The organism is Planctomyces sp. SH-PL62 (genome assembly GCF_001610895.1).
Taxonomy (GTDB): Bacteria; Planctomycetota; Planctomycetia; order Isosphaerales; family Isosphaeraceae; genus Paludisphaera.
Genome location: NZ_CP011273.1, coordinates 5,654,231 through 5,676,540, shown reverse-complemented (window position 1 = coordinate 5,676,540; position 22,310 = coordinate 5,654,231). Strand labels below are relative to the sequence as shown.

At 68.5% G+C, this 22,310-nt stretch carries 23 protein-coding genes, 1 tRNA gene and 1 pseudogene; 14 read left to right on the top strand and 11 right to left on the bottom strand.

Features of this window, described 5'->3' with window-relative positions:
• Positions 1 to 157 precede the first annotated feature (157 nt).
• A complete protein-coding gene (gene clpX, locus VT85_RS22215; protein WP_068420122.1) occupies positions 158 to 1,312 on the top strand; it encodes an ATP-dependent Clp protease ATP-binding subunit ClpX in 1,155 nt (384 codons plus the stop codon).
• 75 nt (positions 1,313 to 1,387) lie between these two features.
• On the opposite strand, the gene VT85_RS22210 is transcribed toward clpX, so the two are convergent.
• The 3 genes from VT85_RS22210 to VT85_RS22200 all read right to left on the bottom strand — a co-directional run bounded on the left by VT85_RS22210 (position 1,388) and on the right by VT85_RS22200 (position 3,525).
• Positions 1,388 to 2,590, bottom strand: coding sequence for a sulfite oxidase (locus VT85_RS22210; protein WP_197490934.1), 1,203 nt, complete (start codon positions 2,588 to 2,590; stop codon positions 1,388 to 1,390).
• A 13-nt stretch (positions 2,591 to 2,603) separates the two neighbouring features.
• Positions 2,604 to 3,065: a DUF2892 domain-containing protein gene (locus VT85_RS22205; RefSeq protein WP_068420120.1), complete on the bottom strand. Its 462-nt coding sequence runs from the start codon at positions 3,063 to 3,065 to the stop codon at positions 2,604 to 2,606.
• 94 nt (positions 3,066 to 3,159) lie between these two features.
• Positions 3,160 to 3,525: an ArsR/SmtB family transcription factor gene (locus tag VT85_RS22200; protein WP_082858797.1), complete on the bottom strand. Its 366-nt coding sequence runs from the start codon at positions 3,523 to 3,525 to the stop codon at positions 3,160 to 3,162.
• A 278-nt stretch (positions 3,526 to 3,803) separates the two neighbouring features.
• On the opposite strand from VT85_RS22200, the gene VT85_RS22195 reads away from it, so the two are divergent.
• The 10 genes from VT85_RS22195 to VT85_RS22150 all read left to right on the top strand — a co-directional run bounded on the left by VT85_RS22195 (position 3,804) and on the right by VT85_RS22150 (position 12,174).
• The gene (locus VT85_RS22195; RefSeq protein WP_068420118.1) at positions 3,804 to 4,394 is read left to right on the top strand and encodes a hypothetical protein; all 591 of its coding nucleotides are present in this window, start codon (positions 3,804 to 3,806) and stop codon (positions 4,392 to 4,394) included.
• Positions 4,395 to 4,421: 27 nt separating this feature from the next.
• Complete coding sequence (locus tag VT85_RS22190) at positions 4,422 to 4,856, top strand: DsrE family protein (protein ID WP_068420116.1); 435 nt, start codon at positions 4,422 to 4,424, stop codon at positions 4,854 to 4,856.
• A gap of 46 nt (positions 4,857 to 4,902) precedes the next feature.
• Positions 4,903 to 5,460 carry a rhodanese-like domain-containing protein gene (locus VT85_RS22185; protein WP_068420114.1) on the top strand — a complete coding sequence of 186 codons (558 nt, stop codon included), beginning with the start codon at positions 4,903 to 4,905 and terminating at the stop codon, positions 5,458 to 5,460.
• Positions 5,457 to 6,338, top strand: coding sequence for a sulfite exporter TauE/SafE family protein (locus VT85_RS22180; RefSeq protein ID WP_082858796.1), 882 nt, complete (start codon positions 5,457 to 5,459; stop codon positions 6,336 to 6,338). Before VT85_RS22185 ends, VT85_RS22180 begins: the two co-directional genes overlap by 4 nt.
• A gap of 14 nt (positions 6,339 to 6,352) precedes the next feature.
• On the top strand, positions 6,353 to 7,765 hold the full coding sequence (locus VT85_RS22175; protein WP_068420112.1) for an MBL fold metallo-hydrolase: 1,413 nt from the start codon (positions 6,353 to 6,355) through the stop codon (positions 7,763 to 7,765).
• Between the two features lie 39 nt (positions 7,766 to 7,804).
• Entirely contained in the window at positions 7,805 to 8,302 is a 498-nt protein-coding gene (locus VT85_RS22170) for a DsrE family protein (protein WP_197490933.1), read from the top strand.
• A gap of 16 nt (positions 8,303 to 8,318) precedes the next feature.
• Positions 8,319 to 9,941 carry a bifunctional metallophosphatase/5'-nucleotidase gene (locus VT85_RS22165; RefSeq protein ID WP_156513023.1) on the top strand — a complete coding sequence of 541 codons (1,623 nt, stop codon included), beginning with the start codon at positions 8,319 to 8,321 and terminating at the stop codon, positions 9,939 to 9,941.
• Positions 9,942 to 9,992: 51 nt separating this feature from the next.
• The gene (locus VT85_RS22160) at positions 9,993 to 11,186 is read left to right on the top strand and encodes an FAD/NAD(P)-binding oxidoreductase (RefSeq protein ID WP_068422481.1); all 1,194 of its coding nucleotides are present in this window, start codon (positions 9,993 to 9,995) and stop codon (positions 11,184 to 11,186) included.
• Positions 11,187 to 11,223: 37 nt separating this feature from the next.
• Positions 11,224 to 11,892 (top strand): class I SAM-dependent methyltransferase, encoded by a 669-nt coding sequence (locus VT85_RS22155; RefSeq protein ID WP_068420105.1) that lies wholly within the window; start codon positions 11,224 to 11,226, stop codon positions 11,890 to 11,892.
• A 210-nt stretch (positions 11,893 to 12,102) separates the two neighbouring features.
• Positions 12,103 to 12,174, top strand: a tRNA-Gln gene (locus VT85_RS22150).
• Positions 12,175 to 12,224: 50 nt separating this feature from the next.
• Here the strand turns inward: VT85_RS22150 and VT85_RS22145 are convergent.
• The 3 genes from VT85_RS22145 to VT85_RS22135 form a co-directional block, all read right to left on the bottom strand.
• Positions 12,225 to 12,404, bottom strand: a complete 180-nt coding sequence (locus VT85_RS22145) for a hypothetical protein (protein WP_068420103.1) — start codon at positions 12,402 to 12,404, stop codon at positions 12,225 to 12,227.
• A 12-nt stretch (positions 12,405 to 12,416) separates the two neighbouring features.
• Entirely contained in the window at positions 12,417 to 13,151 is a 735-nt protein-coding gene (locus VT85_RS22140) for a histone deacetylase (protein WP_068420101.1), read from the bottom strand.
• Between the two features lie 176 nt (positions 13,152 to 13,327).
• Positions 13,328 to 14,479, bottom strand: a complete 1,152-nt coding sequence (locus VT85_RS22135) for a DUF4419 domain-containing protein (protein ID WP_197490932.1) — start codon at positions 14,477 to 14,479, stop codon at positions 13,328 to 13,330.
• A gap of 547 nt (positions 14,480 to 15,026) precedes the next feature.
• Between VT85_RS22135 and VT85_RS27010 the strand changes: the two are divergent.
• A pseudogene (locus VT85_RS27010) lies at positions 15,027 to 16,144 on the top strand (IS630 family transposase).
• A 4-nt stretch (positions 16,145 to 16,148) separates the two neighbouring features.
• Here the strand turns inward: VT85_RS27010 and VT85_RS27005 are convergent.
• Both VT85_RS27005 and VT85_RS22110 read right to left on the bottom strand, forming a co-directional pair.
• A protein-coding gene (locus VT85_RS27005; protein ID WP_231871424.1) for an IS5 family transposase occupies positions 16,149 to 16,995 on the bottom strand; the annotation gives its coding sequence in 2 pieces (ribosomal slippage) (positions 16,149 to 16,655 and positions 16,657 to 16,995; 846 coding nt in all).
• Between the two features lie 268 nt (positions 16,996 to 17,263).
• Complete coding sequence (locus tag VT85_RS22110; protein WP_068420097.1) at positions 17,264 to 17,854, bottom strand: DUF6011 domain-containing protein; 591 nt, start codon at positions 17,852 to 17,854, stop codon at positions 17,264 to 17,266.
• Between the two features lie 322 nt (positions 17,855 to 18,176).
• Here VT85_RS22110 and VT85_RS27910 point away from each other — a divergent pair, with 322 nt between their 5' ends.
• Both VT85_RS27910 and VT85_RS22105 read left to right on the top strand, forming a co-directional pair.
• Complete coding sequence (locus VT85_RS27910) at positions 18,177 to 18,344, top strand: hypothetical protein (RefSeq protein ID WP_156513021.1); 168 nt, start codon at positions 18,177 to 18,179, stop codon at positions 18,342 to 18,344.
• A gap of 197 nt (positions 18,345 to 18,541) precedes the next feature.
• Positions 18,542 to 20,056, top strand: a complete 1,515-nt coding sequence (locus VT85_RS22105) for a hypothetical protein (protein WP_156513020.1) — start codon at positions 18,542 to 18,544, stop codon at positions 20,054 to 20,056.
• 561 nt (positions 20,057 to 20,617) lie between these two features.
• On the opposite strand, the gene VT85_RS22100 is transcribed toward VT85_RS22105, so the two are convergent.
• The 3 genes from VT85_RS22100 to VT85_RS22090 form a co-directional block, all read right to left on the bottom strand.
• Entirely contained in the window at positions 20,618 to 20,926 is a 309-nt protein-coding gene (locus VT85_RS22100) for a hypothetical protein (RefSeq protein ID WP_068420092.1), read from the bottom strand.
• Positions 20,927 to 21,023: 97 nt separating this feature from the next.
• A complete protein-coding gene (locus VT85_RS22095) occupies positions 21,024 to 21,263 on the bottom strand; it encodes a hypothetical protein (RefSeq protein ID WP_068420090.1) in 240 nt (79 codons plus the stop codon).
• Positions 21,264 to 21,314: 51 nt separating this feature from the next.
• A complete protein-coding gene (locus VT85_RS22090) occupies positions 21,315 to 22,220 on the bottom strand; it encodes a ParB/RepB/Spo0J family partition protein (protein WP_068420088.1) in 906 nt (301 codons plus the stop codon).
• Positions 22,221 to 22,310: the final 90 nt, after the last annotated feature.

The following is a 22,310-nucleotide window of genomic DNA, read 5'->3' as shown; positions in this document are numbered from 1 at the left end:
CGACGTTGTACCGCCGGGGGTGAGCCGGCCCGGCGAGCGGGCGGTGTGCCAATCCGAGGCTGAGGCTTCGCCGTGAACCGGATCGACACCATCGGGGAAGGGAACCGCCCGCCACTTCGGGGGGCGGCGATCGTCCCTTCCCCGGAGCCCGAGTCGCATGTCGCAGCCCGTCAGCCTCGCCGCCGCCCTGCCCACGCCCCGGATGATCGTCCAGCGCCTCGACCGCTCGGTCGTCGGCCAGGACCGGGCCAAATGCACGCTCGCCGTGGCGGTCGCCAACCACCATGTCCGCCTGTTCGACGTGCTCGACTGGGAGTCCGCCGCTCCGACCGTCACGGACGCTTCCCTACGGCAGGTCGTCATCGAGAAGTCAAACGTCCTGCTGATCGGCCCGTCGGGCTCGGGCAAGACGCACCTGGCCCGAGCCCTGGCCGAGTGCCTCGACGTGCCGTTCGCAGTCGCCGACGCCACGACGTTGACCGAGGCGGGGTACGTCGGCGACGACGTGGAGACGGTCCTTCACAAGTTACTGATGGCGGCCGGAGGGGACGTGGCGGAGGCCCGTCAGGGGATCGTGTTCATTGACGAGATCGACAAGCTCGGAGGGGATCGAGTTCACGGCACGAAGGACATGCGGCTGGGCGTCCAGCATGCCCTGCTCAGGATGATCGAGGGGACCGTGGCGAACGTCCCACCTTCCGGCGGCTACAAGGTTGTCGGCGAGACCTGCGTCCCGTTCGACACGTCCAACGTGCTGTTCATCTGCGGCGGGGCGTTCGTCGGCCTGGAGGAGATCGTGGCCCGGAGAATTGGCCGGAGAGCCTCCTTCGGCTTTGAGCAGGCGGGATCGACCGTCGGGGACGAGGCGGAGAATCCGCTCCATAACGTCCTGCCGGAGGACGTGGAGGGGTTCGGGCTGATCCCCGAGCTGCTCGGGCGGCTGCCGATCATCGCTACGCTCGACGACCTCGGCGTGGAGGATCTGGCGAGGATTCTCCGGGAGCCGACGAACTCCCTGCTGGCCCAGTACCGCAAGCTGCTGAAGTACCGCCATACCGACCTGGAGCTGACCGACGGGGCGATCCGGGAGATCGCAAAAATGGCCCACGAACGGGGCAACGGGGCCAGGGGCCTGCGGGCGGTCGTCGAGCGGGTGCTGGAGCCGGTCCTGTTCGACCCGAGGCCCTGGACGACCGCCCGGATCACCGAGGCGACGGTCCGGGGCGGCGAGGTCGAGTACGACCCCTTCGGCCTGCCCGGAGCAGCACCGCTGCGACATCGCATCGTGCGGAGGTCGGCCACGGGCTCATGATGAGATGCCGAGGATCGAGACTTGCGGGGCCGCTTCGGTGGCGTGCATGAGGCGAATCGCCGGCGTTGAGCCGCCTCACTGAATTTCGACCTCGGTCGGCAAGACGTGGCTGATCACCGCATCCCGGCGGTCGGGGTCACGCTTCATCGGCTGGGTACGGCCCCGTGAATCCGTCGCCCGTGCCATGACGACGTGGCGGCCCGGCGAAGCGGGGGTTTGCCACTCGTGTTCCCAGAACCGCCAGGCGAAACGCACCGGCTCGCCGGTCAGCTTCGCCTCGGCCCAGCTCCGGCCGCCGTCGTCGCTGACCTCGACCTTCGTCACGTCCGCCTCCCCGGCCCACGCCGCACCGACCATGCGGTACTTCGTCTCCTTCGGCACGACCTCGTAGGGGGCGGGGCGGGCGATCTCCGACTTGACCTGGATGTCGGTGACGGGGACGAGCGTGGGGAGGCCGTGCCGCCTCTCCCAGATCGAATACATGAACGTCTGGAAGTAGCCGTCGAAGGGGCGGTCGGTCACGACGATCCGCTTCAGCCACTTCACCGAGGCCATGCCGTACCAGCCTGCCACCACCGCCCGCACGGGGTGGCCGTGCCTCGGCGGGAGCGAGACGCCGTTCATCTCGTAGGCGAGCAGGACCTCGGGGGCCTTCGCCTTGGCCAGCGGCAGGCTGCGGGCGTAGGGGATGACTCCCGGCGTCTTCGGGTTGGGCTCCTTCAACTCGCCCCTGTCCGCCCCTTCGAGGATCACCTCGACGGCGTTCGGCTTCAGCCCCGCCCGCTCCAGCACGGCGGCCAGCGGAACGCCCTTCCACTCGGCCGTGCCCACCGCCCCCAGTTCCCAGCGGATGCCGACCTGCGGCGGTTCGAGGAAGACCCGGCCGTTGCCCGAGCATTCCAGCAGGGCGGTCATGGCCTGCGAGGGCATCCGTCGCAACTCGTCAAAAGTCAGCTCGAAGGGGCGCTCGACCTCGCCCTCGACCGTGAGGTTCCAGGTCTTCGCCCCGATCTCCGGGACCTCGAAGTGGGTGCGGACGTAGAACTGCTCGTTCGACGTCAGGGGGCGGCGGGGGTCGAGGGCCGAGAAGGGGAACTCCAGGTTCTCCGGGTCTCGCTGCCGGCCGATCATCCCCGTGGGACGCCGGTCGCCGTCGTCCGCACCGAATGCCGCCGCCCGGCCGCCGAGGGCCTGGGCCAGCGGCAGGGCCACGGCCCCTCGCAGCAGGTCACGACGCCCGAAGCCCGGACCGATTCCCCGCCTCGATGTCCCGTCCATCGTCCGCCCCCTCTCAGCGCCGGACCGCCTGGAGCGCTTTGCCCACGCCCGTCGGGTCACGGCCGTCTCCGTCGCCCACGCCCCGGAAATCGCCTCGCAGGGCCTTCAGGGCGTACCGCTCCTCCTCGATCTCCGTGGCCGTGCGGACGCCCAGGCGGCGGAACACCGGCATCGGCGGGCACCAGCCCTGGACGGCGTGCTGGAGCAGGAAGCCGGCCACGGCGGCGGGCAGCAGGTAGAACCGCCGATCCACGAACGTCCCCAGGCCCAGGCCGATCAGGGCCACGGTGGCGGCGTTGGCCTCCAGGGTCCGCTCGATGTCCCACTCCCGGTCGAGTTCCGCCAGGCGGCGGTCGATCGCCTCGGGGCCTTGTGCGGCGATCCGGGCGATGTCCTCCTGGGTCCGTCGGCGGATGTCATCGTTCACATGCTCGGCGGTGTGCTCGGGCACTCGGGTTACGGTCGTGGGAATCATCGGGGCCTCCTCACGGGGCGGTTGTCCTGTGTGCCGATAGGACGAAGTGATGGCCGTTCTGATCATGCAAATCCCGAGCCCGTCGAGGGTTCCGCTAGGGCTTCCCCTTCTTCTTGCCGCCCCAGCCGTCGAGCAGCTTCTTCTGGCGGGCCATCTGTTCCTGCGTCTCCTCGACGATCGTCTCACAGACGAGCTTGCAGAGCCGCTCCACGAGCGGGTCGTCGAGCTTGTAGAAGACCTGCAAGCCATCCTTGCGGCGGGCCACGAGCCCCGCCTCCGAGAGCATCTTCAGGTGCTTGGAGACGTTGGCCTGGTTCCGGCCGGTCTCCTCGACCACCTGGGTGACGTTGCGCTCGCCCGCCATCAGGCTGCGGAGGATCGCCAGCCGGGTCGGGTCCGCCAGCATGCGGAACTTCTCGGCCATGAGGTCCAGGAACTCGTCGGGGATCGTGGCGGTCATAGCTTGACTGATTAACCAGACAGGAATATAGTTTTGACGGTGTTCGAGAATATTGTAACACGGCCAACGGCGAAGGGAAGCCACAAGGATACGGGGAAGGCGATGTACGACTGACTCCCGCCGCTCGGGGTTCCGGCCCTGTGGATCATCCTGAACCGCTGGGTCCTGCCCCGCATGGGCGTGCCCACCTGGATGGACGGCTCGTGTGCGGCGTCACCGCATGAGGATGCAGGGGCGTCCCGTCCGACCGTCGGCTAAGAATCCGAAGGAGACCGGAGATGCGTACGTTGACCACAGTCTTGGCCTTGATGTTCGTGTCGGCGTCGGTGCAGGCCGACCCGCCCCCTGGCTGTTGCTGCCGAGACGCCGGGCTGGGCATGCGGGGCACGACCGGGCCGTCCGCCCCCCAGCGTCCGGGCGGGACGGGTCCGGTGGGCAAGGAGCGGGGGATGTCGGACGACGAGCACGGTGCCATCTTCGACCTGCTCGGCGGGCATGGCACCATCGCTCGCAAGGTGGAGGAGATCCCTGACGGCGTGCGGACCACGACCACGACCACGAAACCCGAACTGGTCGAGACGCTGCGGACCCACGTCCGCCAGATGGCCCGACGCCTGGAGCAGGGTCGACCCGTGAGGATGTGGGACCCGGTGTTCCGGGGCGTCTTCGCCCACGCCGACGAGATCGAGGTGGCAATGAAGGACATCGCCGGCGGCATCGAGGTGACGGAGACCAGCACGAATCCGTCGGTCGTGACGCTGATCCGGGCGCATGCGGCCAAGGTGAGCGACTTCGTGGCCCGAGGGCACGCAGCGGCCCGCCCCCCGTGGGCCGGGGGCGGTCGGGGTCGCATGAGGCCCGGTCGGTGAGGCCGATCACTACGGAGGATTCGCCGAATGAAGACACGCACGCTCCTCGCCATCCTGGCCACGTCCTGTCTCTGGTTCCATGAGGAGTCCCCCACGGCCCGTGACGACGGGCCGAGCGACCCTTTGAAGGTGGTCGTCCACGTCAACGTCCCCGACTCGGGCGTCCAAGGGGCGGGCCTGAAGAACGTGACGAACATCCTCAAGGAGGCGCCGGACACGCAGGTCGAGGTCGTCTGCCACGGGGCGGGCATCGGCCTGGTGGAGAAGGCCCGGACCGATCACGCCGAGGCGGTCGAGGCCCTCGTCAAGAAAGGCGTCAAGTTCGTGGCCTGCGAGAACACGATGCGGCTGAAGTCGATCAAGAAGGAGGACCTGCTGCCGGGCGTCGTCACGGTCCCCTCGGGGGCCGTCGAGGTCGTCCACAAGCAGCAGAAAGACGGCTATGCCTACTTCAAGCCCTGAGTCGAGGCCGGTGGGCGGTCCGGCGAGAGACCGGGAGGAGGGTGAGATGAGCGTCCAGACGATCACGCCGCACGAGGTCGAGGACTTGCGGCGGCGGGGGCGGGCTGTCGATCTGATCGACGTGCGGACCCCCGTGGAGTACCGGGAGGTCCACGCCGAGGCCGCACGGTCGGTCCCCCTGGACCGACTCGACCCCAGGGCGGTGATGGAAGCCCGCAACGGCACGAGCGACGAACCCCTCTACACGATCTGCCGCTCGGGGAGCCGGGGGCGGCAGGCGTGCGAGGCGTTCCACGCCGCCGGGTTCGCCAACGTCGTCAACGTCGAGGGCGGCACGCTCGCCTGGGAGCGGGCCGGGCTGCCCGTGGTGCGGGGGAAGAAGGGCGTCTCGCTGGAGCGGCAGGTGCGGATCGCCGCCGGCTCGCTGGTGGTGCTCGGCACGGCGCTGGGGGCGTTCGTCCACCCGGCCTTCCTGGGCCTGTCGGGGTTCGTCGGGGCCGGGCTGGTCTTCGCCGGGGTCACGGACACCTGCGGGATGGGGATGATGCTGGCCCGGATGCCCTGGAACCGGGCCGAGCCCGAGGAGGCGACGTGTGCTCGATGATCGGACCGCTGTGCCTGTTCGCAGACTCGACGACGCCCGTCGGCGGGCCGCAGGCCGCCCTGGGCCTCGTCTTCGGGGCGGTCGTGGGATTCTCGCTGGGCCTGACCGGCGGCGGCGGGTCGATCTTCGCCGTGCCGCTTCTCGTCTACGGCCTGGGGGTGCGCACCCGTGAGGCGATCGGCGTCTCGCTGGCCGCCGTGGGGGCGACCGCCCTGGTCGGGGGGCTGAGGCGGCTGGCCCATGGCGAGGTCGAGGTCCGCACCGGGCTGCTCTTCGCCGCCGCCGGGATGCTGGGGGCTCCGGCCGGCTCGTGGCTGGGGCGTCGGGTCCCCGAGGGCGTCCTGCTGCTCCTGTTCGCCGTGCTCATGGCGCTCGTCGCCGTCAGGATGTGGGTCCAGGCGTCCCGCAGGCCCGAGGAGACTCGGGCGTTGCGTGGCTCGTCCGCCGCATCGCCCGACGAGGCGGGGCCGTCCTGCCGTCGGGACCCGAACGGGCGGCTGCACCTGACCTCCCGGTGCTTCGGCGTGCTCGTGATCGCCGGGTTGGCGGCGGGGGTGCTGTCGGGCCTCTTCGGCGTCGGAGGCGGGTTCGTGATCGTCCCGGCCCTGGTGCTCGTCACCGGCATGGGCATCCACCGGGCCGTCGCCACCTCGCTGCTGGTCATCGCCCTGGTGAGCGCCTCGGGCGTGGCGTCCCAACTCGCCGCCGGACGCCCGCTGCCGTGGGCGTTGACGGGCCTGTTCGTGGCGGGCGGGGTCGCCGGGATGGAACTCGGGACCCTGGCGGGCCGTCGCCTCGGAGGACCCGGCCTCCAGAAGCTCTTCGCCTCGGCGATGGTCGCCGTGGCCGCCTTCATCCTCCTCAAGAGCCTCGCCTGAAGCAGGAGCGTCCCATGTTCTTCCACCAGCGGTTCGTGCCCGGCCTGGCCATCTACAGCTACATGGTCGGCGACGAGAAGTCGAAGCAGTGCGCCGTCATCGACCCGACCAGGGACGTGGACGAGTACCTGGAGATCGCCAGGCGGGAAGGGCTGCGGATCACGCACGTCCTGGAGACCCACGTCCACGCCGATTTCGTGAGCGGCTCGGCCGAGTTGAAGGACCGGCTCGGGGCCGAGGTGCAGGTCGTCGTCTCCGGCATGGGCGGTCAGGAGTGGACCCCTCCGTACGCCGACCGGGCGGTGGCCGACGGCGACGAGATCGCCCTGGGCACCGTGCGGCTGATGGCGATCCACACCCCCGGCCACACCCCCGAGCACGTCGCCTGGGCGCTCTATGACGACACCCGGAGCCGGGACACGCCCTGGCTGGTCTTCACGGGCGACTTCCTGTTCGTCGGCGACGTGGGGAGGCCCGACCTCCTGGGCGAGGAGGCCCGCAAGACGCTCGCCCACCAACTTTACCACAGCGTCTTCGACCGACTGCCCGTGCTGCCGGACTTCACCGAGGTCTACCCCGCCCACGGGGCCGGGTCGCTCTGCGGCAAGGCGATCGGCTCCCGCAGCACCTCGACCCTCGGCTACGAGCGGCGGTTCAGCGGGGCGCTCCGGCCCAGGGGGGAGCCCGAGTGGGTCTCGACCTTGTTGGACGGGATGCCGATCGCCCCGCCGTACTTCCTCCGCATGAAGAAGGTCAACGCCGAGGGGCCGAAGGTGCTCGGCCCCGAGCCGCTCGGCCGGAAGCGGTTCACGGCGAAGGAGGTCCACGGGCGGGTCTGCGAGCACTGCCTGGTGCTGGACGTGCGCCCCAAGGAGGCGTTCGCCGCCGCCCACATCCCCGGCTCGATCAACATCCCGCTGGGCCACAACCTGCCGACCTGGGCCGGCTGGGTCCTGCCGTACGACCGGCCGATCCTGATCGTGCCCGACGACCCCGACGACGTGCCCGAGGTGGTCACGCACCTGCTGCGGGTCGGCTTCGACGACGTGCAGGGCTACCTGGAGGGCGGCCTGGGCGACTGGGAGACCAGCGGCTTCGAGTTGGGCCGTCTGGCGACGACCTCGGTCCACGACCTCGCCGACCGGCTCAAGGACGACGGTGGTCGTCCGTTCGTGCTCGACGTTCGGACCGAGGCGGAATGGGACGCCGGGCACATCGAAGGTGCGCACCACATCCACGGCGGGAGGCTTGAGGAGCGATACGCCGAGGTCCCGAAGGACCGGCCGGTGGCGGTGGTCTGCGGCTCGGGCTACCGGGCGTCGATCGCCTCCTCGTTCCTGAAGCGGGAGGGCTACGAGGACGTGACCAACGTGCTGGGCGGCATGGCGGCCTGGAAGGCCGCAGGGCTGCCGACCGTGAAGGATTGATTTTCCAGAAAGCACCTTACCAAGGAGTATCCGATGTCCATGACCCGTCGAATCGCACGAATCGTCCCCGGCCTGGTGGTCGCCCTCGGGGGCCTCGTTGCCCTGGGCGGGGCCTCGCCCCAGGAACAGGCGAAGGTGGAGAAGGCCGAGACAAAAGTCGAGCCGGGGTCCAGGGGGCACGGCAAGATGGTCTTCGTCCTGACCACCGGCCTGGAGGACCTCCAGTCGGTGAACATGGCGATCCGCCACGCCGGGATGGCGATGAAGTCGGGCTACCTCGACGACTCCGTGCTCCTAGTTTACGGGCGGTCCGTCCAGGCGTTCTCGAAGGACATCACCGCCAAGCCGCCGCAGGTCGCCGCCGCCATCAAGGAGGCGAAGGAGGCCGGCGCCCGCATCATCCTCTGCGGCGAGGCGCTCAAGCGGTTCGACATCCCGAGGGAGAAGCTGGAGCCGGGGGTCGATGAGGTCGTGCCCAACTCGATCGTCACGCTCGCCGAGTTGGTGTCCAAGGGCTACCAGATCATCAAATACTGAGCCGGGAGGCCGACGGATGTCCGCACGAACCATGACCATGATCAAGGCGTCCGTCGGCCTGCTGCTGGCGACGGGATTCGCCGCACCGACGACCCTCGCAGGGGAGGGCGAGCCCGTGTCGATTTCCCTGGTCTACATCGCCGGCCTGCACGCCCAACTCCGGCCGCACGCCGAGTTCTTCTGGCACGGCGGCAAGGACGAGACGGCCACGGCCGGCGGGGTGGCCCGGATCGCCACGGCGGTCGAGGCGATCCGCAAGGAGCGGCCGGGCCGGGTCCTGTTCATGGACGCCGGGGACACGATCCAGGGCTCGGCGGCGGCCGCCTGGACCGAGGGGAAGGCGGTCGTCGCCCCGGTCAACGCCCTGAATCTCGACCTGGGCGTCCCCGGCAACTGGGAGGTCGTCTACGGGGCCGAGGCGCTGGAGGAACGGGCCGGGGAGTTCCGCCACCCGATGATCGCCGCCAACATCCGGGATGCGGGGACGAAGAAGCTCGTCTTCCCGCCCTACCTCGTCAAGGAGGTCGGCGGCGTCCGTATCGGCGTGATCGGCTTCACCGACCCCGACGTGCCCGAGCGCCAGCCGCCGAGCTACAGCAAGGGGCTGACTTTCGAAAAGCCCGATGTGATTCAGCCCTTGATCGACGAGCTTCGCCGGCGGGAGAAGGTCGATGTCGTCGTGCTGCTGACCCACGTCGGCCTGCCCAAGTCGATCCGCCTGGCCGAGACGCTCAAGGGGGTCGATTTCCTCCTCTCGGGCGACACGCACGAGCGGACCTACGAGCCGATCGTCCGGGGCGAGACCTGGGTGGTCGAGCCGGGCAGCTTCGGCTCGTTCCTGGGGCGGCTGGACTTCACGTTCAGGGACGGCAAGCTCATCGATCGCAGTTGGGAACTGATCGAGTTGCGGGCCGACCGCTTCGCCGAAGACCCGCAGGTCAAGCGGGTCGTGGACGAGACGCTGGCCCCGATGAGGCCCAGGCTCGACGCCATCATCGGCGAGACGAAGGCCACGCTGATGCGCTACAACGTCGTGGAGACGAGCCTCGACGACGCGCTCTCGGACGCCTTGAGGGAGGCGGCCGGGACGGAGATCGGCCTCTCCAACGGCTTCCGGTTCTCGCCGCCGACGGCTCCGGGGCCGATCCGAGAGGCCGACCTCTGGGACTGGTATCCGATCACCACGAGGTTGAAGGTCGGCAAGGTCACGGGGGCGCAACTCCGGGCGTTCTGGGAGCGGGAACTGGAGCACGTCTTCGCCTCGGACCCGGCGAAGCTGTTCGGCGGCTGGGTGCCCCGGCCCTCGGGCATGACCCTGCGGTTCACCGCCCACGCCCCGGAAGGGCACCGGGTCCGGGAGATCCGGGTCGGGGGCGAGCCCCTGGAGGACGACCGGGAGTACACGCTGGTCGCCTGCGAGCGGGAGGGGGACGAGCCGGACAAGCTCTGCCGCATCCCGCACGTCAAGGACGCCCGAGTCCTGGACCTCGACGCCCACGAGGCGGTGCGGCGATACCTGGCGGACCACTCGCCCCTGACGGCCCCGGCGGGCGAGCGTGTCGTCGCCGAGGACCTGCCGCCGGTCGTCCGCTCGCAGGTCCTCCCGCCCGACCGTCAGTCCAGGGCTGGGAACGAATGACGAATCAGGCCCCCGTAATGTAAGGCATTGAGTCGGAGGGAGTCGGAGATCATGGCCGGAGATTCGCACCACGGGATCGTCATCGTCGGAGGCGGCACGGCGGGCATCACGGTCGCCGCCCGCCTGGTCCGCAAGCTCAAGCGGCCCGACATCGCCGTCATCGAGCCTTCGGCCAAGCACTACTACCAGCCCCTCTGGACCCTGGTCGGGGGCGGCGTCTTCCCCAAGCGAGCCAGCGAGCGGGAGGAGGCCGACTTCATCCCCAAGGGGGTCACCTGGGTCCGGGACGCCGTAACCGAGTTCCGCCCGGACGAGAACCTCGTCCTGACCCGTGACGGCCGGGAGATCGGCTACGATTTCCTGGTCGTCGCACCGGGCATCCAGCTCGACTGGAGCAAGGTCGAGGGTCTCAAGGAGGGCGTCGGCTCCCACGGCGTTTGCAGCAACTACGACTACCGCACCGTGGACTACACCTGGGAGTGCATCCGCAGCTTCCGGGGCGGCACGGCGCTGTTCACGAACCCGAGCACCCCGGTCAAGTGCGGCGGTGCGCCCCAGAAGATCATGTACCTGGCCGACGACCACTTCCGCAAGGCGGGCGTCCGGGGCGGCTCGAAGGTCGCCTTCGCCTCGGCCGTCGGTTCGATCTTCGCCGTCGAGCGGTACGCCCGGACCCTGGAGGGCGTGATCGCCCGCCGTGGGATCGAGACGCTGTTCGGGCACGACCTGATCGCCGTGCGGCCCGAGGCGAAGGAGGCCGTCTTCCGCCGGACCGGATCGGGCGATGAGGTGGTGCTCGCCTACGACATGATCCACGTCACCCCGCCGATGAGCGCCCCGGACTTCATCAAGCGCAGCCCCCTGGCCGACGACTCCGGCTGGGTGGACGTGGACAAGCACACCTTGAGACATGCCCGCTACCCCAACGTCTTCGGGCTGGGGGACGCCAGCAACCTGCCCACCTCGAAGACCGGGGCGGCGGTCCGCAAGCAGGCCCCCGTGGTGGTCGGGAACCTGGTCTCGGCGATGCGGGGCGAGCCGCCCGTGGCCCGCTACGACGGCTACACCTCCTGCCCCCTGGTCACGGGCCATGGCAGGCTGGTGCTCGCCGAGTTCGACTACGACAAAGCGCCTGCCGAGACGTTCCCGTTCGACCAGTCGAGGGAGCGGAGGAGCATGTACCTGCTGAAGAAGTACGGCCTGCCGGCGTTGTACTGGCACGGCATGCTGCGAGGGCGTCTGTGAGGGTCGGCACCGGCCTCCCCGGACCGGAGGGCAAGTCATGGGCACGAAAGCGCACTGGGATCGGGTCTATGAGGCGAAAGGCCCGACCGGGGTCAGTTGGTACGAGCCTCAACTCCGCACCTCGCTCGACCTGATCGCCCGCACCGAGGTCGCCCCTGACGCCCGGATCATCGACGTGGGCGGCGGTGCCTCGACGCTCGTGGACGACCTCGTGCACGGCGGGTACAGGGATCTCACGGTCCTGGATGTTTCGGGGGAGGCCCTGGCCTTTGCGAAGGCCCGCCTCGGCGCACGGGCGGGGGGCGTGACCTGGGTCGAGGGCGATGTGACGCAGGCCGGGCTGCCGTGGTGGGCCTACGACCTGTGGCACGACCGGGCGGTCTTCCACTTCCTGACCGCCGCCGCCGACCGGCGGGCTTACGTCGAGGTCGTGCGGCGGGCACTGAAGCCGGGGGGCCACGTAATCATCGCCACCTTCGGACCGGCGGGGCCGAGCCGGTGCAGCGGCCTGCCGGTCGTCCGGTACGGGCCGGAGGGCCTGGCTCGTGAGTTCGGCGAGGGGTTCCGGCTGATGGAGGCCCGCCCCGAGGAGCACCGCACCCCGGAGGGGAACGTCCAGCAGTTCACTTACGCCCGCTTTCAGGAAGTCTCAGGTTCATTCTCCGTCGGATCATCCGGGGCGATTCGGACCGCCCCAGGGGTCTGACCGAGGAGGTATGTCGCCGGCACGGGGTGAACCCGGCGCTGAACGACTTAGCAGCCCGAAGCCCGGCCGCACGGTCCACGCCTTCCGCCCGACGCCCGAACTGGCCCAACGGGATCGAGTTGGGGACTCCGGGGCTTGCCCTGGTTCTCCGCAGACTGGGATGCTTTTCGGGGAAGACGCCACCGGTCCCGCTGGGGTCGTGAAGCCACGTCCGGGGTAGCTCGATGGTAGAGCGGTCGAGTCTGGACCGACTGGACGCAGGTTCGAGCCCTGCCCCCAGATCTCTCCTTCGGAATGCGGACGGAGGGCCTCTTCGGGAGATGAGGCCCCCCTCAACGCCGGTCGAACCTCGTCAGGATGCCCTCGATGGCGTCGGCGTGGATCTTCCACGACTCGGACGAGTAGCCGCCCGAGAGGACCATCGCCAGCGGGACGCCCCGCTCCCGGACCTCCGTGGCGACCAGCAGGTCACGCTCGGCCAGGTCACCCCCCGTCAGGCGGTAGTGGGCCAACGGATCGCCCTCTTACGGGTCCGATCCGGCGTTGTAGACGACCAGATCCGGCCGGACCTCGTCGAGGACGGCGGGCAGGGACTCCCGGATGATCCATAAGTATTCGGAGCCCGCCAGGCCGGCGTCGACCGGCACGGGGTAGTCCTCCGACTGCCTCGGGAACGGGAAGATGTCCCGCTCGTACAGGTCGTAGATCGAGGCCCAGTCCCAGCCCTGGAACACGGCGGCGGTGCCGTCGCCCTGGTGGGCGTCCAGGTCCACGACCAGCACCCGACCGACCTTCCCCTCGTCGTGGAGGATTTTCACGGCCAGGGGCACGTCGGCGTAGACGCAGAACCCGCCGCCCCGGTCCGAGGCGGCATGGTGGAAGCCGCCGCCGAGGTTGACGGCGATCCCGTGCTCCAGGGCCAGACGGCACGCCAGGAGCGCCCCGCCCGTGGCGTATCGCATCGGCCGCAAGATCCGCCAGTCGATCGCCCAGGCGGGGAGCCGACGGACGACCGGCACCTCCAGGATGCCGCTCAGCACGTCGGGCCGCCGGAGCGACCGCAGGTAGTCCTCGGCATGGACCTTCAGGAGGTCGGCCCGAGTGATCGGGCGGGGCCGCACGCAGTCCCCGGGACGCCGCAGGCCACGGGCGACGAGGGCCTCGTGGATGCGGCGGTACTTGCGGCCGTCGAAGGGGTGGAGCCGCTCCAGGCCGAACGCCGTGAAGTTGTAGAGGGGGGAGTAGACGATCGGGACCATGCTCGATCCTCGGGTCCTCCGAGGGCGGCCGCCGCCCTCGGAACGTTTCGAATCGGCGGAACGCCGGAAAGTCGGATCAAACGTCGCCCCTCCAAGCCGGAGGTGAGGGCTTCGCTCAGGGCGGCTTCGCCGCTCGGCGGTCCGTCACGGCGGCGATCCCGTGCGGAACCATGCCGTCATCCGGGGCGGTCCGTCTCGGACGCCTCCCGGACCGCCCAGCCGATCTCCGGGCGGAGGGAGAGGGTCTCGTCGTCCTGGGCCACGCCGACGAAGCCACCCAGGAACTCCATGGCGAACGCCCGATCCCGGCACTCCCAGCGTAGGGGGGCCGACGACAGCCCGCCGGGGAATTCCTCCATCGTCGGTCCGTCCGGCAGGTATTGCGGCTCGGCTGCCACCTCGTCCTCCTCTCCGAGCACGTCGAACTCGATGCGTTGCGCCTCCTCGGCCAGCCATGGGTTCCGAACCGTGGCCCGTCCCGTCTCCCGGTCCTTCAGATAGGGGAAAAGGGCCAGGAGCCAGCCGGTGATCTTCGGGCCGCCGCTTTCGTCGTGCAGCTTGTAGAGCGACCGCCAGAACGGCCGGTCCACCTCGCCTCGGGCCGCACGGGCGAACTGGTCGAGCACCGGCCCCAGCGGGTCGAGCCACCACCCCAGGCCGAGGTCGGCGAACGCCCCGGCCCGCTCGGCGACGGCCTCCCAGTCCTCGGGCGTGCCCTCCAGCGTGACCGCCGGGATGCCGCAGAAGCTGTGCAGTTCGTAGGCGAAGTAGGACTGCAACGCCTCCAGCAGCACGATTTCCGAGGCCGCCTTCTCCGCCGGGCCGGTGGTCGAGAAGTCGGGCACGAACCGCTCGATCGACGGCCCGATCTGCGAGCGGATCTGATCCGAGAACTCGGCGAAGACCTCGGGCCATGGGTTCTCGGGCGAGCCCTTGAGGAAGTCGTCCCTCCGCATGGAGATCGTCGCCCGGCCCGGACGCCGGACCAGTCGGGGCCGCAGCTCCTCTGCGTGGGCGTTGATGTGGTCCGCCGCACCCTGGCAGATCGCCAGCCAGATCATGTCCGGGGACAGTCGCAGCGGGCGGTGGCCCATGAAGGCGTGGTGGGCGGCGGCGACGAGCGGGTGGAACGCCACCTTGTCCAGCAGGCGTCCGCCGTACCTGGAGCAGGCTTCCACCGGGCGGGGCGGACCCGGGTCGGGACGATCGTCGGGGAATTCGTCCTCGTCGTCCTCCCAGTCGTCTTCCCAATCGGGTCGGCCCTTCGTGAGCAACGCCTCGACGGCCTTCTTGTAGGGGACCTCGGCGAGGGGCCGGGTCGCTCGCACGACATCCGTGACATCGAACGTGGTCGTCCTAACGGCGTGCATCATCCCCTCCGTTTGGGCTTCGTCGAATTCGTCGGGGCCGACTGCGGGGGGCGTCCGGGTGCGTCCGCCCCGGCCGGTATCGGCCTCCGCCAGGATAACCGTGCGGCCGGCGTCGCAGTATGGTGAGCGGAACGAAGTCGTCGATACCTCGACCTGCCGAGACGATTCACGGCTCGCCGCCGGGGGATTCGCAGGTGGCGTGACCCGTCGTCTCTCGACTCGGCCAGGACGCCGCTGCGAGCCTGCCGGACGCTCTCGTCGGCCGGCGTGCCACGGAACTTCGTCCGATCGGCTCGCTTTTCGATGGGCCGCATAATCCGCCGGTCGATCGCCCAGGCGGGGGGACGGGTGACCGCCGTCACCTCCACAATTCAAGCCGGAACGTCGAGTCGTCGGAGCGTCCGAAGAGGTTCGGCGTGACCCCTTTGCGGCTCGCCGGACTAGTGGTCGAACGCAGTGAATCTTGGCAGCCTTTTCGCTATCCTGGCTTGCTAGGAGGAGTGACATGGCGAAGCGACACGTCGTAGAGCTGACGGATGACGAACGAGCCGCCCTGGAGCAGTGGGAGGCGGGCTCGCTGACCCGTCGCCAGCGATACCGAGCTCGGATCCTGCTCCGAGCCGACGCCGGCGACACCGACGAGGAGATCGCCGACGAGGTCGGCGTCTCGATCGGCACGGTGGCCAACGTCCGCCGCCGGTACGCCGCCGGCGGCTTCGAGGCCGCCCTCCGCGACAAGCCCCGCCCCGGCGCCAGGCCGGTCCTCGACGGCAAGGCCGAGGCGATCGTCGTCGCCACGGCGTGCAGCCCGGTCCCCGAGGGCCGGGCCGTCTGGACCGCCCGGATGATCGCCGACCGCCTGGTCGAACTCCAGGTGGTCGAGAGCGTCTCGGAGGACACCGTCCTCCGGGTCCTCAAAAAAGCGACCTCAAGCCGTGGCAGAAGAAGTCGTGGTGCCTCCCCAAGGGCGTAGACGGCGAGTTCATCCACCGCATGGAGGACGTGCTGGAATTGTACGCCGAGCCGTACGACGAGGCCCGCCCGGTGGTCTGCTTCGACGAGGCGAGCAAGGAGCTGCGGGGCGACGTCGCCGAGCCGATCCCGCCGGCGCCCGGGTCGCCGGCGAAGCAGGACTACGAGTACACGCGGCACGGCACGGCCAACCTGTTCGTGATCGTCGAGCCCCTGGCCGGCCGTCGGCGCGTCACGGTGACGGATCGGCGGACGATCCCGGACTTCGCCGCCCAGATGAAACATCTCTGCGACGAGATGTATCCGGAGGCGGAGGTGATCAGGGTGGTGCTGGACAACCTGAACACGCACGCGTTCGGGTCGCTGTTCGCCACCTACCCGCCGGACGAGGCGTGGCGGCTGGCCCGTCGTCTGGATTTCCACTTCACGCCGAAGCACGCCAGCTGGCTGAACATGGCGGAGTGCGAGTTGAGCGTCTTGAGCCGGCAATGCCTCGCCCGCCGGCTGTCGGACAAGGAGTCCGCGGCAAGAGAGGTCGGTGCATGGGAGGCGGAACGGAATCGGCTCGGAGTCAAGCTGGTGTGGGGCCTTCGCGTCGCCGACGCGCGACGAAAACTCTCCCGACTCTACCCACAGAATCTACTGCGGTAGACCACTAGGTTCTGTCTGACGGCTCGATGAGCCGAAAGCAACGGCGGATCATGGCCAGCTTGACCATGGCCAGGAAGTTGACCGCCAGCTTCTCGAACCGCGTCGCCAGCCGCCGGTTCTCCTTCATCCAGAGGATGCACCTCTCGACGATGTTGCGGCGGCGGTAGGCCTCGGCGTCGAACGTCGGGCTTCGCCGCTGGTCCTTGCGGGTCGGGATCACCGCCTTGATCCCTCGCCGTCGCAGGTAGCGGCGGATGCGTCTGTAGCTATACCCCTTGTCGCCGGCCAGGCGGCGGGGCCGGCGTCGCGGCCGGCCCCGGCCGGGCCGCTTGATCCGCACCGCCTCGAGCGCCGGCTCCAGGGACCTCGACTCGTGGGCCCGGCCCGCGGTGACGACGGCCGACAGCGGGACGCCGCCGGAGTCGACGACCAGGTGCAGCTTCGTCCCGAAGCCGCCGCGCGAGCGGCCGAGGGCGTGGTCGGCCGGCTCGGCCGTCCCCCTTTTCCCCCCCGGCCCCGGCGGCCGCGCGGCCGGCCCGGATGGACGTCCCGTCGATGCACCAGAGGTCGAAGTCGATCCGCCCCGAGGCGTCCAGCTCGAGATGCAGCCGCTCCAGGATGCGGTCGATCGTGCCGTCGCGGGCCCAGCGGTTGAATCGGTCGTAGACGCTCTTCCACTTTCCGTATCGCTCCGGCAGCTCCCGCCACTGGGCGCCCGTATGGAGGATCCAGAGGACGCCGTCGAGCGTCGTGCGGTGGTCGTTCCACCGCCCGCCCGGCCTCCCGACCGGAGGGAGCAGGTCGGCGATCAGGGCGAACTCCTCGTCCTTCAGCTCGTAGCGTCGCGTCATCGCGGCCTCCTCGGGGAAGCCGCTATCGTAACGCCTTGCGAGCCGTCAGACAGAACCTAGGCCGCACGAAGTCGCCGGTCCGTCACATGCCACAGGCGACGAGGGCGACGTGGATGCGGCCTTAATTGCGGCCGTCGAACGGATGCAGCCGCTTCAGACCGAAAGCCGTGACGTTGTATCGGGGTGATAGACGACCGGGAGACCATGGGAGGGGTTCGTAAGACGAGCGGCGGGGCCGCAGGGGGCGGCCCCGACGACTCGTTCGGGCTCAGACGGCGTTCACCAAGGCGTTCCCCTCGGTCTTCTCGAAAGCCAGCCAGTTGAGGACTCGCACGCACTCCGGGCCGACCCCACGTGCCCTGGACGACTCGTCCCTCAGACCCTTACCGCAGCAACAGCAGTAGTCGTGCGACCGGGCGAAGACGGCTCGGGCGTCCGAGATGAAGTCGGCCATCACCCCGAGAGCGGTTCGGGCGTCCTCGATGGCGCTGGGGTAGATGGTGCCGAGCGAGTCGCACTCCGGTTTGAGGGTGAAGGTCAACCGCCTGGTGAACTTCCTCGCCTGTATGCCGTCAACGACCTTGGTTCGCTCCTGCAACAGCTCGCAATGGAGCTTTTCCACCTGTGGGACGAACTCGCCGTGACGGACAGTGCCGCACGGGTAGGCGACCAGTTTGGTGGGGACCGGCGTATCGCAGATGAGCCTCAGCGATGTGTTCGGCCTGCGGCGGAACGGTCCCTTCCCCTCCAGGGCACCCTCGAAGTACCTTACGCAATTCCGCCTGAACCCTTCCACCACGGGGGAATTGAACATCTCGACCGCATCCCGTCGGATGACGGCCCACTCTTCGTTGAGCATCTCGACCTCCTTGTTATCGCCCGCTTCGTTGTGGGTGGAGCAGCATCGTCTCATCGCCGGTGGCGACGGGGGGAATTATTGCATAATACAATACCGCACGCAATAACCATGAATGACGGATCGAGGGTTCGGTAGTCTGCCGGTTTCGGTTTCAGGACACCACCGAGACCTATAGAGACCAGGGAGAGTTTCGAGCTGAAAGTGGAGTTCATGAGCCGCCCGGTGCCGGGCCAGGCGTAGCGGCGAGGCTTTCATGCGGGGAATCTGGCGAGAAGAAGAGACAGTTCGTTGGAATTCTGATTGATAGCACTATAATACATGTATGGCACGCACATCGAACTCCGACGCCGAGCGGCTCACCAAGCAGGTCGTCTTCGTCTTGCAGCCCTCCCTCTTCGACGCTTTCGAGCGGCGTTGCCGGGATCGGTACAAGTCCGTATCAGAGGTACTGAGGGAGCTGATGGCGGCCTACGGGCAGCGGGAAGAATAGGAGGGGCCGGGGCGATCTGCTGAACCGCCCCGGCCCGGAAGGAATCCAAATTGTCCACTCATATCTACGCAACCGAAATCGGAAACAAGGCCGAGGAACGTCGAAAGCGCCGGAAATCCGTCGATCTGAAGTCGCTGCGAAACAAATCGAGGCCGACGGCGTGGCTGCGGTGCCAGATCTCCCCCATCGACTTCGGGGTGAAGGTCCGAACCGTCGGCCCCCGCATGGAGCCGGTGACCAAACCGGTCCACTGCAACACCAACGACGAGATCGTGGAGGCTTTCCGAAACGGCGACTGGTATCGCATCGAGCGCCTGTCGAACCCGAAGCTGGACGACCACTGGGGCGGCAGGAAGACCTACTACTACACCTCCAACGGCTCGACGAAGTGCCGTTACGCCCTCGTCAACATCGACATCGACTGCCACGCCTCGGGTTCGCAGCGGGGGGCTGCCTCGGCGGCCGAGTACCTCAAGGTGAACTTCTTCCCCGGCCTATACCACGAGCCCAGCACCAACGGACGGGGCCGCCACGGCTACTTCATCCTCGACAAGTTCGACCTCGAAGCTGAGCCCGTCAAGAGACGCCTCAAAGCCCTGGAACGCAGCGTGAACGACCACCTGCTCGCCCAGGGCTTCGACATCGAGATGTGCGAGATCAAGGGCCTCCCGCCGGTCATCACCTGGGGCGACGGCGGGATCTCGAACTACACGGCGGGCCTCCTGGCGAAGATCCCCCGTCAAGTCGATCGCTTCGACGAGTGGAAGCGGACGACGGTCCTGAACGAGTTCGGGATCAGGAAGCTGACCACCACACTCCGCTCGCTGACGCCAGCCGTGGCGTCCGTCGAGAAGATCACCGCCAAGGTCCAGTCCCAGCAGTCGAGGTCGAAAGCAGTGGGGTCGATCGGCGGGAAACTGATCAGCGAGGACGAACTCGCCCAAGTCGCCGAGGACGGCCACTACCGAAAGGTCGCCGCCGCCCTGATGGAGTCGCACGTATTGAAGACCTCGGGCAGGTCGGTCGTCACCGCCGAGGACGTGGCCGCCTTCCTGCTCCTCCTGAAATTCTTCACGGACCGGATGAATGCGGACGGCACGCTCCCGGTGAAAAGGTTCAAGGTCCTGTGGACGGGGTTGTACCAGGCGAGTGATCTCCAACGCGCCTTCGACTGCCATCGGTTCAAGAAAACAAGGGATTATCTGTCCGACCTGGGCCTGATCGATTGGCAGGACAGCACCTTCGTCGTCCCCAGATTCGACGAGGCTGGGAAGAAGCGGAAAGGGCGGGCGTGCAAGTGGAAGGCCGGCCCCGTCTTGCTGGAGATGCTGGATCGGAGCAGATGGGAAGGATGCAGGAAGGCTGAGCGGCAGGAGGCGAAGGGCGGAACGGGGGCGATCGACGTGGGGGTAAGGGGAGGAAGCGAGAGAGCACCCTTAGTAGGAACAGTTCAATCTCCCCCCCCAGGTTCGGGGCCGTTCGACGAAGGAGTCAAGATGAAAGATTATGCCAGCATGACGATATCCTTCTCCCGGCCTTTCATCGTCCGCGACCCCCTCCGGCACGCTATCCAGTCACTCAATTTTGTCGCTGACGACCGGAAGATCAGGCCGGTAAAGGCCGCCGAGGTCAAGCCCTGGCGTCTCTCCCCAGAAGAATTGACCCGCCTGATCCCCGACTTCGAGCAGTCGATCCGGCTCCTGGCCGCCTGACGGTGATGGCGGCGTCCCCCACCCGAGGAGCGGAGACACGTATGCCGACGGCCCGGACGAGCTTCATGGCCTCGAACACTCGCCATGGGCGTTTTTCGGTCGGCGGCGTATTCCGGGACTCCGACTTTGAGGGAAGGGTTTCGAGCGTACGGGGATAGATCGTCGAGTTGATTCGCACAAATAATGAAACACCCCATCGGTATTGCTCCACCCGCCGGGGGTGGGGGACCGACTTTTGCACTTTTCCCTTGGAATTGATGGCCGGAACGTTTTGCAACACGACCTCCCCCGGTGTCAGCCGTCGACTCCACTCCGTCTTCTTCCTCCGACGACCTGTCGGGTGGACCCCACCTCCTCCACGACCGGCACGCCGGTGTCGACGGGGCCGCCGGGTCGTCCCGACGGCCCCGCCATCGCCGCCTCGTCAGCAGCCGACGAACATCAGGAACATGATCAGAAGGAGGAAAAGCAAGGCCGTGGCCTGATCGCCCGCTGCAATCCGCTCTCGTGCCGTCAAACCCATGGTCGGTCCTCGATCGAGTACGAAAATGGGACGGGTCGTCAGTATTCCTCGGGCAGCAGCAGGCAGGTGGAAGCCCGCCGCCCGTCGTCGCCGACGGCCTCGGTGATCGCCCAGAGCCGCTCGCCCCGGAGCGTCCGGTAGGCGGAGAGGATGCGGGAGCCGTCGCTCAACGCCTCGTCGTTGAGTAGCCTGTCCTCGTCGCAGAGGTCGCCGCCCCAGTAGCCGTCCAGATGGGCGGCGAGGAAGGTCTCGGGGCTCTGGCCGCTGGCCCGGATCGCCTCCAGGGCTCCGGGCGTGGCGACGATCCTGCCGGGGTGGAACTTCGCCGCCGTGGTCGTCTGCGTCATGTCTACTCTCCGTTCGTGAGTTGGTTTCGCCGACGGCCCGTCCGTTGGTGTTGCCCCGAGCCGGCGGAGCGACCGACTCGGGGCGGGGCGGTGTGCGTCAGTCGCCGCAGGCGAGGCAGAGCCAGAGCTGCTCGCCCGTTTCGGGGTGCTCGGCCCAGAGGTCCACGGCGGGGGCGGGATCGCCGCAGCCGTCGCAGGGGCGGGCGGCCGTGGGGCGAAATGCAGTGCGACGGCCTCGTTCGACGGGCGTCCCGAACGTCGTCCCGCCCAGGATGTCGTCGAGGTCTTGAAGAAAGGTGAGGCTGGTCGGAGTCGGTGGCAGGGCGTGGGTCTTCATGGCGGTCCTCCCGTCGAAGGGTTGGTGGTCTCGACGGGAGGACCGGCGGTGTCAGCCCACGTTGCGAGACCCGGCGGGGTCGAACGCCCGGTCCCAGGTCTTCTCCATCGCTTCCTCCGAGATCGTCCCCGCCAGATAGTCGAGCAGGCCGGCGGCGAGTCGGCGGCCCGGATCGGCGGGGCCGGTCTTGCCCTCCAGGAACACCCGGAAGCGCTTCAGGGTGCGGGGCACCGGGCCGCCGTCGCCGGTCGCCTCGTGGGCCTCTCGACGCTTCGCCTTGACCCCGGCGGCGGTGATCTTCCCGCCGCCCCCGGCGAGCGTCTCGAAGACCTTGATCCGCTGGTCGCCGGGCAGCTTCGTCAGCTCCAAGGCGGCCGAGACGGGCGTCCGCCCGGCGGCCACGCTCTCCTGGATCGCCGTGGGCAGCACGACGAGGTTCACGAGGTTTCTGCACCACGCCTCGGACCGCTTGAGCCGCCCGGCGACCTGCTTCATGGTCAAGCCGTAGTCTTCGGTCAGGCTGCGGATCGCATGGGCCAGCTGGACCGGGCGAGGATCTTCCCGTTGGAGGTTCTCCGACAGGTTGACCAAAGCCGCCTCGGCGTCCGACAGCCGGGAGACGATGTACTTCACTCGGAAGTCGGGGCACTCCCCGCTTTCGATCAGCCACAAGGCCGCCCGCATGCGTCGGAATCCTCCGACGACCTCCAGGCGGCGGTCGGGCAGGGGGCGGACGAGGATCGGATTGAGCTGCCCCGAGGAGCCCTCCTCGGAATCGCTCCGCCCTTTTTTCGGAGCCATGTCTCGGGCCAGCTCGATCAGGGCCTCGTCGACGGGCGGCTCCTCGCCGTTGCGGCTGAGGTTCTTCGTCCAGTCCACGACCAACGCCCTGGGATCGACCAGGAAGATGTCGCTGCGGGTGACCTTGTGGTCGCCGGTCTCGGCGGTGAACGCCATCTCGATGATCCTCTCGTGTATCGGGTGATGTCTTCATCATGCCCTTCGGTGTCGGTCGTCAGCGCCTCGACCTCCTGCGGCGTCGGCGTC

Excerpts from the sequence above, each read along its gene's own strand:
- clpX (WP_068420122.1), top strand. The coding sequence starts at position 158 with ATGTCGCAGCCCGTCAGCCTCGCCGCCGCCCTGCCCACGCCCCGGATG.
- VT85_RS22210 (WP_197490934.1), bottom strand. The coding sequence starts at position 2,590 with ATGGACGGGACATCGAGGCGGGGAATCGGTCCGGGCTTCGGGCGTCGT.
- VT85_RS22205 (WP_068420120.1), bottom strand. The coding sequence starts at position 3,065 with ATGATTCCCACGACCGTAACCCGAGTGCCCGAGCACACCGCCGAGCAT.
- VT85_RS22200 (WP_082858797.1), bottom strand. The coding sequence starts at position 3,525 with ATGACCGCCACGATCCCCGACGAGTTCCTGGACCTCATGGCCGAGAAG.
- VT85_RS22195 (WP_068420118.1), top strand. The coding sequence starts at position 3,804 with ATGCGTACGTTGACCACAGTCTTGGCCTTGATGTTCGTGTCGGCGTCG.
- VT85_RS22190 (WP_068420116.1), top strand. The coding sequence starts at position 4,422 with ATGAAGACACGCACGCTCCTCGCCATCCTGGCCACGTCCTGTCTCTGG.
- VT85_RS22185 (WP_068420114.1), top strand. The coding sequence starts at position 4,903 with ATGAGCGTCCAGACGATCACGCCGCACGAGGTCGAGGACTTGCGGCGG.
- VT85_RS22180 (WP_082858796.1), top strand. The coding sequence starts at position 5,457 with ATGATCGGACCGCTGTGCCTGTTCGCAGACTCGACGACGCCCGTCGGC.
- VT85_RS22175 (WP_068420112.1), top strand. The coding sequence starts at position 6,353 with ATGTTCTTCCACCAGCGGTTCGTGCCCGGCCTGGCCATCTACAGCTAC.
- VT85_RS22170 (WP_197490933.1), top strand. The coding sequence starts at position 7,805 with ATGACCCGTCGAATCGCACGAATCGTCCCCGGCCTGGTGGTCGCCCTC.
- VT85_RS22165 (WP_156513023.1), top strand. The coding sequence starts at position 8,319 with ATGTCCGCACGAACCATGACCATGATCAAGGCGTCCGTCGGCCTGCTG.
- VT85_RS22160 (WP_068422481.1), top strand. The coding sequence starts at position 9,993 with ATGGCCGGAGATTCGCACCACGGGATCGTCATCGTCGGAGGCGGCACG.
- VT85_RS22155 (WP_068420105.1), top strand. The coding sequence starts at position 11,224 with ATGGGCACGAAAGCGCACTGGGATCGGGTCTATGAGGCGAAAGGCCCG.
- VT85_RS22140 (WP_068420101.1), bottom strand. The coding sequence starts at position 13,151 with ATGGTCCCGATCGTCTACTCCCCCCTCTACAACTTCACGGCGTTCGGC.
- VT85_RS22110 (WP_068420097.1), bottom strand. The coding sequence starts at position 17,854 with ATGCTCAACGAAGAGTGGGCCGTCATCCGACGGGATGCGGTCGAGATG.
- VT85_RS27910 (WP_156513021.1), top strand. The coding sequence starts at position 18,177 with ATGGCACGCACATCGAACTCCGACGCCGAGCGGCTCACCAAGCAGGTC.
- VT85_RS22100 (WP_068420092.1), bottom strand. The coding sequence starts at position 20,926 with ATGACGCAGACGACCACGGCGGCGAAGTTCCACCCCGGCAGGATCGTC.
- VT85_RS22095 (WP_068420090.1), bottom strand. The coding sequence starts at position 21,263 with ATGAAGACCCACGCCCTGCCACCGACTCCGACCAGCCTCACCTTTCTT.
- VT85_RS22090 (WP_068420088.1), bottom strand. The coding sequence starts at position 22,220 with ATGGCGTTCACCGCCGAGACCGGCGACCACAAGGTCACCCGCAGCGAC.